At 71.2% G+C, this 13647-nt stretch carries 8 protein-coding genes and 3 tRNA genes; 7 read left to right on the forward strand and 4 right to left on the reverse strand.

Annotated features, from left to right (window positions below):
* The first annotated feature begins 35 nt into the window (after positions 1 to 35).
* Together AB0B01_RS07285 and AB0B01_RS07290 are read left to right on the forward strand one after the other, a co-directional pair.
* Positions 36 to 2111: a molybdopterin oxidoreductase family protein gene (locus AB0B01_RS07285; protein WP_361713806.1), complete on the forward strand. Its 2076-nt coding sequence runs from the start codon at positions 36 to 38 to the stop codon at positions 2109 to 2111.
* Positions 2112 to 2320: 209 nt separating this feature from the next.
* On the forward strand, positions 2321 to 3397 hold the full coding sequence (locus AB0B01_RS07290; RefSeq protein ID WP_361713808.1) for an RNA polymerase sigma factor: 1077 nt from the start codon (positions 2321 to 2323) through the stop codon (positions 3395 to 3397).
* Between the two features lie 111 nt (positions 3398 to 3508).
* Here AB0B01_RS07290 and AB0B01_RS07295 read toward each other — a convergent pair whose 3' ends face one another.
* The 4 genes from AB0B01_RS07295 to AB0B01_RS07310 all read right to left on the reverse strand — a co-directional run bounded on the left by AB0B01_RS07295 (position 3509) and on the right by AB0B01_RS07310 (position 9129).
* A complete protein-coding gene (locus AB0B01_RS07295; protein ID WP_361713810.1) occupies positions 3509 to 5431 on the reverse strand; it encodes an ABC transporter ATP-binding protein in 1923 nt (640 codons plus the stop codon).
* The gene (locus tag AB0B01_RS07300) at positions 5428 to 7161 is read right to left on the reverse strand and encodes an ABC transporter ATP-binding protein (protein ID WP_361713812.1); all 1734 of its coding nucleotides are present in this window, start codon (positions 7159 to 7161) and stop codon (positions 5428 to 5430) included. The genes AB0B01_RS07295 and AB0B01_RS07300 overlap by 4 nt, the downstream gene beginning before the upstream one ends.
* Before the next feature lie 137 nt (positions 7162 to 7298).
* Positions 7299 to 8768 (reverse strand): FGGY family carbohydrate kinase, encoded by a 1470-nt coding sequence (locus AB0B01_RS07305; RefSeq protein ID WP_361713814.1) that lies wholly within the window; start codon positions 8766 to 8768, stop codon positions 7299 to 7301.
* A 49-nt stretch (positions 8769 to 8817) separates the two neighbouring features.
* Entirely contained in the window at positions 8818 to 9129 is a 312-nt protein-coding gene (locus tag AB0B01_RS07310) for a YtxH domain-containing protein (RefSeq protein ID WP_361713816.1), read from the reverse strand.
* 145 nt (positions 9130 to 9274) lie between these two features.
* Here AB0B01_RS07310 and AB0B01_RS07315 point away from each other — a divergent pair.
* The 5 genes from AB0B01_RS07315 to AB0B01_RS07335 all read left to right on the forward strand — a co-directional run bounded on the left by AB0B01_RS07315 (position 9275) and on the right by AB0B01_RS07335 (position 13602).
* Positions 9275 to 9347, forward strand: a tRNA-Asn gene (locus AB0B01_RS07315).
* 5 nt (positions 9348 to 9352) lie between these two features.
* A tRNA-Asn gene (locus tag AB0B01_RS07320) sits at positions 9353 to 9425 on the forward strand.
* Between the two features lie 182 nt (positions 9426 to 9607).
* Positions 9608 to 9684, forward strand: a tRNA-Ile gene (locus tag AB0B01_RS07325).
* A gap of 385 nt (positions 9685 to 10069) precedes the next feature.
* The gene (locus tag AB0B01_RS07330; protein WP_361713818.1) at positions 10070 to 10357 is read left to right on the forward strand and encodes a hypothetical protein; all 288 of its coding nucleotides are present in this window, start codon (positions 10070 to 10072) and stop codon (positions 10355 to 10357) included.
* Positions 10354 to 13602, forward strand: coding sequence for a tetratricopeptide repeat protein (locus AB0B01_RS07335; RefSeq protein ID WP_361713820.1), 3249 nt, complete (start codon positions 10354 to 10356; stop codon positions 13600 to 13602). Before AB0B01_RS07330 ends, AB0B01_RS07335 begins: the two co-directional genes overlap by 4 nt.
* Positions 13603 to 13647 lie beyond the last annotated feature (45 nt).

Raw genomic sequence — 13647 nt, forward strand, 5'->3', positions numbered from 1 at the left:
GCTGGACGTAACACCGCCGCCGCAGGCTGAGGCGTATGCACACCCCGGAATCAGCCACCGCCACGCACTGTCCCTACTGCGCGCTGCAATGCGGGATGCTCCTGCGGCCCGAGCCGGGCGGGGCGAGCGTGGTGGTGGAGGAGCGGGCGGACTTCCCGGTGAACCGCGGCGCGCTGTGCGGCAAGGGCCGTACCGCCCCTGCCGTGCTGTCCTCCCGGGTACGCCTGACCGAGCCGCTGATCCGCACCGGTACCGGCGAGCTCGCCCCGGCCACCTGGGAGGAGGCCCTCGATGCCGTCGCCGAGGGGCTCGCCCGCACCGGGCGTGCGTACGGGCGGGACGCGGTCGGGGTGTTCGGGGGCGGCGGGCTGACCAACGAGAAGGCGTACGCGCTCGGCAAGTTCGCGCGCGTCGCCCTGCGGACCTCGCAGATCGACTACAACGGCCGCTTCTGCATGTCCTCTGCGGCCGCCGCCCACCAGCGGGCCTTCGGGCTGGACCGCGGACTGCCCTTCCCGCTGGAGGACATCCCGCGCACCGGCTGCGTGATCCTCGTCGGCTCGAACCTGGCCGAGACCATGCCGCCCGCCCTGCGCTTCCTCACCGAACTCAAGGCGAACGGCGGCACGCTGATCGTCGTCGACCCCCGCCGCACCCGCACCGCCGAGCAGGCGGACCTGCACCTGGCCCCCCGCCCGGGTACGGATCTCGCCCTGGCGCTGGGCCTGCTGCACCTGGTCGTCGCCCAGGGCCGCACCGACGAGGAGTTCATCGCCGGGCGCACCACCGGCTGGGAGGAGGCCCGGGCGGCGGCGATGGCGCACTGGCCGGAGCTGGTGGAACGGATCACCGGCATCCCGGTCCCGCGTCTGCGCGAGGCGGTCGAGCTGTTCTGCGCACCCTCCTCCGCGATGGTCCTCACCGCCCGGGGACCCGAGCAGCAGTCCAAGGGCACCGACACCGTCGGCGCGTGGATCAACCTGTGCCTGGCCACCGGCCGCGCGGGCCGCCCGCTCTCCGGCTACGGCTGCCTCACCGGCCAGGGCAACGGCCAGGGCGGCCGCGAGCACGGCCAGAAGGCCGACCAGCTCCCCGGCTACCGCAAGCTGACCGATCCCGCGGCACGGGCGCACGTCGCCGGCGTCTGGGGAGTCGACCCCGCCACCCTCCCCGGCCCGGGCCGCAGCGCCTACGAACTCCTCGACGCCCTCGGCACGGACGTCAAAGCCCTGCTGCTGATGGGCTCCAACCCGGTGGTCTCCGCCCCGCGCGCCGCCCACATCGAAGGCCGCATCCGCTCCCTGGACTTCCTGGCGGTCGCCGACGTGGTCCTCTCCGAGACGGCGGCCCTCGCGGACGTGGTCCTGCCCGTCACCCAGTGGGCCGAGGAGACCGGCACCACCACCAACCTGGAGGGCAGGGTCCTGCTGCGCCGCCGGGCCCTGACCCCGCCGCCCGGTGTCCACACCGACCTGGAGGTCCTGCACGGCCTGGCGACCCGCCTCGGCATCGAGAAGGGCTTCCCCACCGACCCCGAGGAGGTCTTCGCGGAACTGCGCCGCGCCTCGGCCGGCGGCCCGGCCGACTACTCGGGCATCTCCTACGCCCGCATCGAGGACGAGCAGGGCGTCTACTGGCCCTGCCCCGAGGGCTCCCCGGGGCAGCCGCGCCTCTTCCTGGACGCCTTCGCCACCGAAGACGGCCGGGCCCGGTTCGTCCCGGTCTCGCACCGCGACGCGGCCGAGGTCCCGGACGCCGAGTACCCCGTCCTGCTCACCACCGGCCGGGTGGTCTCCCAGTACCAGTCGGGCGCCCAGACCCGCCGCGTGGACGAGCTCAACGCGGCCGCCCCCGGCCCGTTCGTGGAACTCCACCCCCGCCTCGCCGCCCGCATCGGCGCCACGGACGGCACCCCCCTCGCGGTCACCTCCCGCCGCGGCCGCGCGGTGGCGCCGGCCCGCATCACGGACACCATCCGCGCGGACACGGTCTTCATGCCCTTCCACTGGCCGGGGGAGGGCCGCGCCAACAGCCTGACCAACCCGGCCCTCGACCCCACGTCCCGCATGCCGGAGTTCAAGGTCTGCGCGGTCCGCGTCGAACCGGCCTGACCGCCGCGGTCACGTGCGGCTCCCGAGGGGGAGGTGGTGCCGATCCAGTCGGACATGCGTCCGATCCGCATCGGGGTTTCCGGCGGCGGGTAACCATCCGGTCACGCAGCGGGCTCAGAAAGTGCTCGCACGCCCCTCGTGGCGGCGATGTGTCGTACCCCACACTGAGGTGCGGTGCCCCCGTCCTCGGAGCCCTGGAGGTCGCCCCCGTGCAGACCCAGATCCTGACCGTCAACGTGAGCCCGCCCGTCCACGACACCGAGGCCACAGCAGGCGAAGAGCCCGAGGTCGACAGCGTGGACGACGAGCCCGAGGTACTGGAGCTGATCGAGCAGGCGCCGGAGCCGACCCGGCGCAGTGAGAGCGGCGCAGCGGGCCCTTCCGCCGATCTGTTCCGGCAGTACCTGCGCGAGATAGGCAGGATTCCGCTGCTCACCGCCGCCGAGGAGGTCGAGCTCGCCCGGCGCGTGGAGGCCGGGCTGTTCGCCGAGGAGAAGCTCGGCAACACCCCGGACCTGGACCTGGCGCTCGCCCTCGACCTGGACAAACTCGTCGTCATGGGCCGGATGGCCAAACGCCGCCTCATCGAGTCGAACCTCCGCCTCGTCGTCTCCGTCGCGAAGCGCTACGTGGGCCGCGGCCTCACCATGCTCGACCTCGTCCAGGAAGGGAACCTGGGCCTCATCAGGGCCGTTGAGAAGTTCGACTACGCCCGCGGGTACAAGTTCTCCACGTACGCCACCTGGTGGATCCGGCAGGCCATGTCCCGGGCCCTCGCCGACCAGGCCCGGACCATCCGCGTGCCCGTCCACGTCGTAGAGCTGATCAACCGCGTGGTGCGCGTCCAGCGCCGCATGCTCCAGGAGCGCGGGTACGAGCCCACCGCCGAAGAGGTCGCCGTCCACCTGGAGTTGACCCCGGAGCGGGTCATGGAGGTGCTGCGCCTCGCCCAGGAGCCGGTCTCGCTGCACGCGCCGGTCGGCGAAGAGGACGATGTCGCGCTCGGCGACCTGATCGAGGACGGGGACGCCGCCTCCCCGGTGGAGTCCGCCGCGTTCTTCCTGCTGCGCGAGCACCTCGAAGCCGTGCTCTCCACCCTCGGCGAGCGCGAGCGCAAGGTCGTCCAACTGCGCTACGGCCTCGTCGACGGACGGCCCCGCACCCTGGAGGAGATCGGCAGGATCTTCGGCGTCACGCGCGAGCGGATCCGCCAGATCGAGTCGAAGACCCTCGGCAAACTGCGCGACCACGCCTTCGCCGACCAGCTCCGCGGCTACCTGGACTGACGACCGCCGAGAAGGCGACCGCCGAGAAGACGACCCCACAAAGGGGAAAGGGGGCGCCCGGCATGACCGGGCACCCCCTTCTGCGGGCCGACGTCCGCCGGCCCGCCGACGTCAGTCGACCTCGGCGACCGCCTGCGCGAACTGCGCCGCGTACAGACGAGCGTACGCCCCCTGGGACTCCAGCAGTTCCTCGTGCGAGCCCTGCTCCACGATCGAGCCGTTCTCCATCACCAGGATCACGTCCGCATCGCGGATCGTGGACAGCCGGTGCGCGATCACGAAGGACGTACGGCCGTCCGCGAGGCGCGCCATCGCCTTCTGGATCAGCACCTCCGTGCGGGTGTCCACCGAGCTCGTCGCCTCGTCCAGCACCAGGATCACCGGGTCCGACAAGAACGCCCGGGCGATGGTGATCAGCTGCTTCTCACCCGCGCTGACACCGGCGCCCTCGTCGTCCAGCACCGTGTCGTAGCCGTCGGGCAGGGTGCGGATGAAGCGGTCGGCGTGCGCGGCCCGCGCCGCCTCCTCGATCTCGGCGCGCGTCACTTCCCGCGAGGCCCCGTACGCGATGTTCTCCGCGATCGTGCCCCCGAACAGCCAGGTGTCCTGGAGCACCATGCCGATGTCCCCGCGCAGCTCCTCGCGGGTCATCCTCGCGATGTCCACCCCGTCCAGGGCGATCCGGCCGCCCGTGACCTCGTAGAACCGCATCAGGAGGTTCACGAGCGTGGTCTTGCCGGCGCCCGTGGGGCCGACGATCGCGACCGTCTGGCCAGGCTCGACGCTCAGCGACAGGTTCTCGATCAGCGGCTTGTCCGGCTCGTAGCGGAAGGCCACCTTGTCCAGCGTGACCTGGCCGCGCACCTTCTGCGGACGCTCCGCGACCTCGACGTCCGGGTCCTGTTCCCGCGCGTCCAGCAGCTCGTACACCCGCTCGGCCGAGGCGACGCCCGACTGCACCAGGTTCGCCATCGAGGCGACCTGGGTCAGCGGCATCGAGAACTGGCGCGAGTACTGGATGAACGCCTGTACGTCACCGATCGACAGGCTGCCCGAGGCCACCCGCAGACCGCCGACGACCGCGACCAGCACGTAGTTGATGTTCGAGATGAAGAACATCACCGGCTGCATGATGCCGCTGACCAGCTGCGCCTTGAAGGAGGCCCGGTACAGGGCCTCGTTCTGCTCGGCGAAGACGGCCGCGGACTCCTTCTGCCGGCCGAACACCTTGACCAGGTTGTGGCCGGAGTACATCTCCTCCACATGGGCGTTCAGCGCGCCCGTGGACTTCCACTGCTCCACGAACTGCGGCTGCGACTTCTTGCCGATCTTCCCGGCGACCACGGCCGAGACCGGGATCGTCACCAGCGCGACCAGCGCCAGCAGCGGGGAGATCCAGAACATCATCGCCAGTACGCCGACGATCGTCAGCAGCGAGTTGAGCAGCTGCCCCATCGTCTGCTGGAGCGTCTGGCCGATGTTGTCGATGTCGTTCGTGGCCCGGCTGAGCACCTCGCCGCGCTTCTGCTGGTCGAAGTACGACAGCGGCAGCCGCGACAGCTTGGCCTGGAGGTCCTCGCGCATCCGGTACACGGTGCCGTTCATGATGTGATTCGACAGCCGCGTCGCCACCAGCATCATCAGACCGGCCAGGGTGAAGACCACCAGCGCCCAGACCGCCACGCCGCCGACGGCGCCGAAGTCGATGCCCTTGCCGGGGGTGAACTCGGTGCCGGACAGCATGTCCGCCATGCCGTCATCGCCCCTGGCGCGCATCCCGTCCAGCGCCTGCTGCTTGGTGATCCCCTCCGGCAGCTGCCGGCCGACGATCCCCGCGAACACCAGGTCGGTGGCCCGGCCGAGGATCTTCGGGCCGACCACCGAGCAGCCGACGCTGGCGACCACGGCGGCGACCATGCCCCACAGCTTGGCCCGGTCGTGGGCGATCTGCCGCAGCAGCCGCTTGCCCGAGCCCTTGAAGTCCAGGGACCGCTGAGCCGGCCCCATCATCATCCGTCCTCCGGGCCCGCTCATGCGGCCTCCGCCTCCGTCAGCTGGGAGAGCACGATCTCCCGGTAGGTCTCGTTGTCGGCCATCAGCTCGTGGTGGCGTCCCTCGCCCACCACCTGGCCCTCGTCGAGGACGATGATCCGGTCGGCGTCACGGATCGTGGAGACCCGCTGGGCGACGATGACGACGGTGGCGTCCTCGGTCTCGCGGGCGAGCGCCGCGCGCAGCGCCGCGTCCGTCGCGTAGTCCAGAGCCGAGAAGGAGTCGTCGAAGAGGTAGATCTCCGGCCGCTGCACGAGCGTGCGGGCGATCGCCAGACGCTGGCGCTGCCCGCCGGAGACATTGGTTCCGCCCTGGGTGACGGGCGCGTCGAGGCCGCCCTCCAGCTCGGACACGAAGTCCTTGGCCTGCGCCACCTCCAGCGCGCGCCACAGCTCCTCGTCGGTGGCCTCGGGCCGCCCGTAACGCAGGTTGGACGCGACGGTTCCGGAGAAGAGGTACGGCTTCTGCGGGACCATGCCGACCGTCCTGGCGAGCAGTTCGGGGTCCAGGCGGCGTACGTCCTCGCCGTCGACCAGCACCTCGCCGCCGGTCGCGTCGAACAGCCGCGGCACCAGGCCCAGCAGCGTCGACTTGCCGCTGCCGGTCGAGCCGATGACCGCGGTGGTCTCGCCGGGGCGGGCCACCAGGTCCACCCCGCGCAGGACCGGCACCTCGGCGCCCGGGTAGCGGAAGTCGGCGCCGCGCAGCTCCAGCTGCCCGCGGCGGGCGAGTTCGCGCACCGGCTCGACGGGCGGGACCACGCTGGACTCGGTGTCCAGGACCTCCTGGACGCGCTCGGCGCAGACCTCGGCGCGCGGCACCATCATGAACATGAAGGTGGCCATCATCACGGACATGACGATCTGCATCAGGTAGGCGAGGAAGGCCGTCAGCTGGCCGATCTCCATGCCGCCGCTGTCGATGCGCATCGCCCCGAACCAGATCACGGCGACGCTGGAGATGTTCACGACCAGGATCACCGTGGGGAACATGAGGGCCAGCAGCCTGCCCGAGGCGAGGGAGACGTTGGTCAGGTCCGCGTTGGCGTCCCGGAAGCGGCCCTTCTCGTAGTCGTCGCGGACGAAGGCGCGGATCACCCGGTTGCCGGTGATCTGCTCGCGCAGCACCCGGTTCACGCTGTCCAGGCGCTCCTGCATCTGCCGGAACAGCGGTCGCGTCCTGAAGACGATCGCCCCGACCGAGAGGCCGAGGACGGGCACCACGGCCAGGAGCACGCCCGACAGCTTCACGTCGAGCGAGAGCGCCATGGCGATGCCGCCCACGCACATGATCGGCGCCGAGACCATCAGCGTGAAGGTCATCAGCACCAGCATCTGGATCTGCTGGACGTCGTTCGTCGTACGGGTGATCAGCGACGGCGCGCCGAACTGGCCCAGTTCCCGCGCGGAGAAGCTCTGCACCCGGTCGAAGACGGCGGCCCGGATGTCGCGGCCGAGGGCCGCCGAGGTGCGGGCACCGAAGTAGACCGCGCCGATGTTGCAGGTGAGCTGGACGAGGGACACACCGAGCATCAGCGCGCCGAAGCGCAGGATGTAGCCGGTGTCGCCGTTGACGACACCCCGGTCGATGATGTCCGCGTTCAGCGTCGGGAGGTAGAGGCTCGCACTGGTCTGCAGCAGCTGCAGCAGCACCAGGAGGGCAATCGGTTTCCGGTACGGACCCAGGTGGGTCCGCAGAAGTCGTATGAGCACGCGCAGGCTCCGGTCGGCAAGATCGAGGGGTCACCCCATCTTCGGCCACCGCGCGGCCGAACCCCACCGGTTTTCGCAAAGGCCGGTCAAAAGGACGAGACCGGCGTCCGCCGTGCGTAAGACCGGGGTCCCGGCCCCTACGGGACCTGCGGTACCTGCTGGAACGCCCCGGGGTGGAGCTGCTCGCGCGTCGCGATGTACTGCTGGCGCACCGCCTGCCAGGCCGGATACTCCTCGCCGGGCTCGAAGACCTGCGCCGCCGGAGCCGACCAGACCGGCGGGGTGTGCGGGGCCAGCGAGCCCTGCTGCACCCCCAGCGCCCACGCCGCCTGGCGGGCCGCGCCGAGCGCCGCGTAGTCGGCCGGCGCCGGGACGACGATCTGCGCCCCGAACAGCCCCGGGGCCGCGGCCTGCACGGCGGGCAGCTCGGCCGCCGCGCCCAGCAGGAACACCCGGCGGATCTCCACCCCGCGCGAACGCAGCACGTCGAGCGCGTCGGCCAGACCGCACAGCATCCCCTCGAACGCGGCCCGCGCCAGGTGCTCCGGCTTCATCGAGTCCCGCCGCAGCCCGGACAGGGTTCCGGCGGTGTGCGGCAGGTTCGGCGTCCGCTCACCCTCCAGATACGGCAGGAGTACGAGGCCGTGCGCGCCCGGCGTCGACTTCAGCGCGAGCTCCGACAGCCCTTCGAGGTCGGTGCCCAGCAGATCGGCGGTGCCGCGCAGGGCCCGTACGGCATTGGAGACGTTCACCACCGGCAGGTGCATGCCGGTGGCGTCGGCGAGCGAGGTGATCAGCCCGTTCGGCTCCGACAGCGCCTCGTGGTGGACGGCGGTCACCGAGCCGGAGGCGCCCAGCGAGACCACCGCGTCGCCGGGGCCGAGGCCGAGCCCGAGCGCGGCGGCCATCGTCTCGCCCGTGCCCGCGGAGATCAGCAGCCCCTCCGGAGTGGTCCCGGCGGCCTCGGCCGGCCCGAGCACCTCGGGCAGCAGCGCCATGTGGCCGAGGGCCAGCTCGACCAGGTCGGGGCGGTAGGAGCCGGTGGCCGCCGACCAGTACCCGGTGCCGGAGGCGCCGCCACGGTCGGTGGTGCGGCGGGCGGGCCGGCCGAGCAGCTGCCAGACCAGCCAGTCGTGCGCGGACATCAGCACGGCCACCCGCCGGGCCGCCTCCGGCTCCGTCCGGGCCAGCCAGGCGAGCTTCGCGACCGGCTGTGCGGCCTGCGGGACGGACCCGACGGCCTCGGCCCAGGCCTGCCGGCCGCCGAGCGCCTCGATCAGGTCGGCGGCCGCGACCTGCCCCCGCTTGTCGTTGCCGACCAGCGCGGGGCGGACGAGCCCGCCCTGCGCATCGAGCGGGAGCAGCGCGTGCTGCTGCGCGGAGACGCCGATGGCCTGGACCCCCTCCAGGAGGCCGCCGCCCGCGGCCTCGCCGAGGGACAGCAGCCAGGCCTGGGGGTCGGTCTCGTGGGGATGGACGCTCTCGGGATCCGTGGCGGGCTGCGGATGGGGCGCGTAGCCCTGGCGCAGCACGGCACCGGTGTCGGTGTCACAGACGACGATGCGAGTGAAGGCGGAAGAGCTGTCCAGCCCGGCGACTATCCCCATGCGGAGAATTCTGCCGCACCCCGGGCCCGTCTCCTCCGCCTCCGACGCCTCAGGTGTTGCTGGTTCCCCACTCGTCCTCGGCGCCGGCGCCACCGCCGCGGACCCGGTCGCGCAGCCCCCGTACCCGCCCGACCAGCGAGGGCGGTACGACGTCGCCGACCTTGTCGCCCACCGCCGCGAACGCCTTGCCCGCGTAGACCCGCCCGGTCTGCCCCGCGGTCTCGGCGGCATTCCGGACGGCCGGGTTCTGCGCGAGGTCGCGCGCGGACTTCTTCATCTGCTCGTAACGCTCGCGCCCGGCCCGCGCCCCGGCGACGTACCCGACGGCCAGTCCGAGCATGAACGTGACCTTGTACCGCATGCCTGCCACCCTTCGTCGTGTGGTGCCCGGCCTGCTGGAGATACCGATTGGCGGAGCACCCCCCTGCTTGCGCTAATCTATGACTCGCAGCGAGCGCTCGCCCCCCGGCAAGGCCGGAGGTGGGCTGTTCGGTGCACCGCAGCAATCCCCTGTAGCTCAATTGGCAGAGCAGCCGGCTGTTAACCGGCAGGTTACTGGTTCGAGTCCAGTCGGGGGAGCGCAGTCCCCTGTAGCTCAATTGGCAGAGCATTCGGCTGTTAACCGGAGGGTTGCTGGTTCGAGTCCAGCCGGGGGAGCGTGAGAGAAGAGGACCCGTGCGGGTCCTCTTCTTTTTTGCCTGGTCGTGGAACCGGGCAGCCCTCAGGACGGTCTCCCTCAACAGGCGAAGCCGATCATGCGAGGCATCCGAGGCAGGAGATCGTATGAGCGGCTATGCTGCGGCAGACGGCGCGCACACATGTACGCGCCACGCCGTGAAGGGGCGGTAGCTCAGCCGGTTAGAGCAGCGGACTCATAATCCGTCGGCCGTGGGTTCGAGTCCCACCCGCCCCACCACGTCGCAATCCTGCAGGAACGTTACGACCTGCTTGTTCGCGCTCCTGGGCCCTTGAGGACCGAACTCCCCGCCTCAGGGGGAACCTCTCTCGTGCTCCAGGGGGCGAGTCCGGACGGTGCCTGCCGGGCCCGCCCCGCCATCAGCGCGAACCGGTGCCCGGACTCCGGCGCCCGGCCCCTTCCCCCTCGGGCGGTTGCGCACGGTGCTTTCCCTCCGAAGACGGCCGGCGCAAGAGGGCGCTGAGTAATCGTCCTGAACGGCTGCTGTGACGACCCGGATGTGGATACCTTCGGTACAAGCGGATGCCGGCGCAGGGGGATGGAAGTGGCTGTATCGCGACGTGTGTGGATTTGGGGCGGCTTCGCGGTGGCGGTCTTGTCCGCTGTGGGGCTCGGCATCTATTTCGCGGCCGTCGGTCTGGACGAGGCCGACAAGCTGGCCAGTGTCATCGCGGTGTTCCTCGCGCTGGCGGGGCTGGGCTTGGCGGTGTGCGGGATCGTCGCGCGGCCCGGGGGTCGGCAGGAGCCGTCGCAAGCTCCGGCCGACGAGGGCCGGCCGGCCGCCTCTGGCACCGCCGCTGACGAACGGGCCGACGTGCAGCTGCGGGCCGAAGCGACCGGCCGCGGCAGGGTGTATCAGGCCGGCCGCGACCAGCACATCCAGGAACGATGACCACCTCGCACGAGGCTCACGGCTCCGGTCAGCACGCGGTGGCGTCGGGATTCGCGCGGATCTACCAAGCCGCCGGGGACATGGTGGTGTACGGCGGTGAGGAGCCGTACAGGCTGGCCGACTGGCCCGCACGGGGTGAGGTACCGCCGGTGGAAAAGGCCCGGGAACAGCCAAGCGTGTTGCTGCGTGCGGCGAACGGGCTGATCGAGTTCACGGGCCGCGAGTCCGAGCTGCGAGATCTGCAGGCGTGGCGCGATGCGACGGCGTCAGGTGCGATGGAAGTCCTCCTGATCCATGGGGCGGGCGGGCAGGGCAAGACCCGGCTGGCCGGCCACGTCGCGGGTCTGTGGCAGCGGGACGGGTGGATGGTGCTGGCCGCCCATCACCGGCGTGACCGTTCCGCTCCCGATGCTTTCGTCGCCCCCGATCTGCAGGGTGCGGTGGGGATCCTGGTGACGGTGGACTACGCCGAACGCTGGGACACGACCGATCTGCTGACGCTGCTGAAGGACGTACAGGCCGGCGCAGCTGCCAGTGCGTCACCGGTGCGGGTGCTCTTGCTCGCTCGCCCGGCGGGCACGTGGTGGCACAGCCTGGCAGGCCGGATCCAACGCGATGTGGGTCTGGTGCCCGGCCGCCTGGCACTCACGCCGTTGGAGGACGGCCCGTCGCTCACCCGTACGAGCCTGTTCGCCTCGGCGCGCGACCGGTTCGCCGACCTGTTGGGGGTGCCGAGCGCCAAGCACGTCGATCCGCCCGCAGCGCTGGCCGACCATGAGGCGTACCGGCTGGTGCTGGCGGTGCACATGGCCGCAATGGCCGCGGTGCTGGCCCACGACGGCGAGCACGACCGTGAGGCGGCCCCGCCGGTCGACCCGGCGGAGGTGTCGGCGCTGTTGCTGGGCCGCGAGCGTGACCACTGGGAGGCGATGCACGCCCCCATCAGGGAGAAGCCCCTGGCCACCGCCCCGGACGCGATGGGACAGCTGGTGTACCTCGCCACGGTCACCGGCCCGCTCGGTTACGTCGACGCCAACAGCGCCCTGGGCCGGGCCGATGTGGAATCCAGAGAAGCCGCCGGGCAACTCCTCAAAGATCATGCGGTGTGCTACCCGCCCGCCGGAGGCGTCGTGGGCGGACCGGGGCGGCAGGCGACGACCGTACTGGAGCCGCTGTACCCGGATCGACTGGGCGAGGACTTCGTCGCGCTCCTCACCCCCGGCCACGACTACGAGTTCCCGGCCGACCCGTGGGCGGACGGCGCGCCCGCCCGCCTTCTCTCACCCGAACCCGGCCGTGACGCGGCTGAGCCCGGGGTGCCAGTATGGGCCGGACCCGCACTGACCACCTTGGTGGAAGCGGCCGGCCGGTGGCCGCACCTTGCCCAGGAGCAGCTGTTCCCGCTGCTCACCGCCCACCCCGGGTTGGCGCTGCAGGCGACCGGCGCCACGTTGGCCGCATTGGTCCGTCTTGAGGGCATCGACGTAGAGTTGCTGAGAAGAATCGACGCCTTGGTGCCTGCGCACCGGCACGTCGATCTGGACGTGGGTATCGCGGTCCTGGCTTCCAGGCTGGCCGAACACGGCTTGGCCGGCGCGACCTCCCCCGCGCAGCGCGCCCTCATCCACACCGCACTGTCGGTCCGCTTGCGTAACGCAGGGCTCGGCCTGGATGCCCTGCACGCCAGTCACCAGGCGTTGGAGCTGTGGCGGGATCTTGCCGAAAGTGACCCCCAGGCCTATCGGCCGGAGCTGGCGGCATCGTTGGGAAACCACGCGAACCTGTTGGCCGAGGCGGGACGGAGGGGCGAAGCGGCACGGGTGTCGCAGGAGGCGGGGGAACTGTGGGTGGAGCTCGTCCGGGACTCGCCGGGGGCCTATGCGTCCGATCTGGCGAGGACGATGGGCAACCACGCGAACCGGCTGGCCGACGTCGGGTGGTGGCGGGAAGCAGCGGCGCTGTCCGAGAAGACGCTCGTCCTGCACGCGGAACTGGCCGCAGGTGACTGGGACGCCCATGCGGAAAGCCTCGGCCACTCCTTGAACAACCACGCTCTGTGGCTGTCGGCGGTGGGCAGACGGGACGAGGCCGTGCCTGTCTCCGAACGTGCGGTCGCGGTCCGGCGCCGGTTGGCGGCGGTCAACCGAGGTGCCCATCTACCGGATCTCGCCGCCACCTTGCACAACCACGGCGCGCTGTTGGGGCAGCTCGGTCGATGGGACGAGGCAATGGCGATCTCGCAGGAGACCCTCGACCTGAAGCGCCAGCTGGTGGCAGTCAACCGCCAAGGGCATCTTGCGCAGTTGGCCGGGACGTTGACCAACCACGCGAGCATCCTGCAGGAGCTGGGACGCCGGCAGGAGGCCGGGGTCGTCTCGGAGGAATCGATCGATCTGCATCGGGAACTGGTGACGGGCAACCGGGACGCCCACCTGCCGGCCCTGGCCGGCTCGATCAACAACTACGCGCTGCTCCTGGAGGAGCTGGGCCGAAGTGACGACGCCCTACCGCTCTCGCGCGAGGCGGTCGAGCTGTACCAGGAGCTGGCCGAGGTCAACCGGGGCGCCTTCCTGCCGCAGCTGGCCCAGGTATCCACCAACCACGCCCTGCTGCTGGCCAGGCTCCGCAGAACGGACGAGGCGGTGGCCGTCTCACGCGAGACGCACGTCCTGTGGCGACAGCTCGTCGCGGTCGACCGAGAGCTCCACCTGTCGAAACTGGCCACGTCGGCGAACAATCACGCCGTGTGGTTGAGGGAACAGGGTCAGCTGGACGAGTCCGTGCCGTTCTCCCAGGAGGCGGTCTCTCTGTACCGGGAAGTGGCCGAGGCCCGGCCGGAGCAGTACCTGCCGATCCTTGCGGTGTCGCTGGGCAACCACGTGAACCTCCTGACGCAGCTGGAGCGATGGGCCGAGGCGGTGCATCCTGCCGCACAGGCGGCGGGCCTCTACCAGCAGCTGGCCGGTGTCGACCCTGCCCACCTTCCCCCGTACGCCGACATGCTGACCGCGTATGGGCGCGTGCTGATCGGGGAAGGCCGGTTCGGCGAGTCGATCGCCCCCTTGGCCCACGCTTACCTCACTGCGCAACAGCTTCCGGAGGACAGCCGCGGAATCATCCGTGTGATCGTCGGCCATCTGCGTCGCGCCCATGCCGGCGACCCCGCCGGAGTGGCCGATCGGTTCCGGTCGGTCACCGGCCAGGACGTCCCGGCCTGGATGCAAGAGCCACCCGCCCCGATGTGAGCCGCAGGCGAAGATTCGTTCTCGCCTGCGGCTGCGGCGCCCTCC

Origin of the sequence: Streptomyces sp. NPDC044571 (assembly GCF_040647115.1) — a bacterium.
GTDB lineage: Bacteria > Actinomycetota > Actinomycetes > Streptomycetales > Streptomycetaceae > Streptomyces.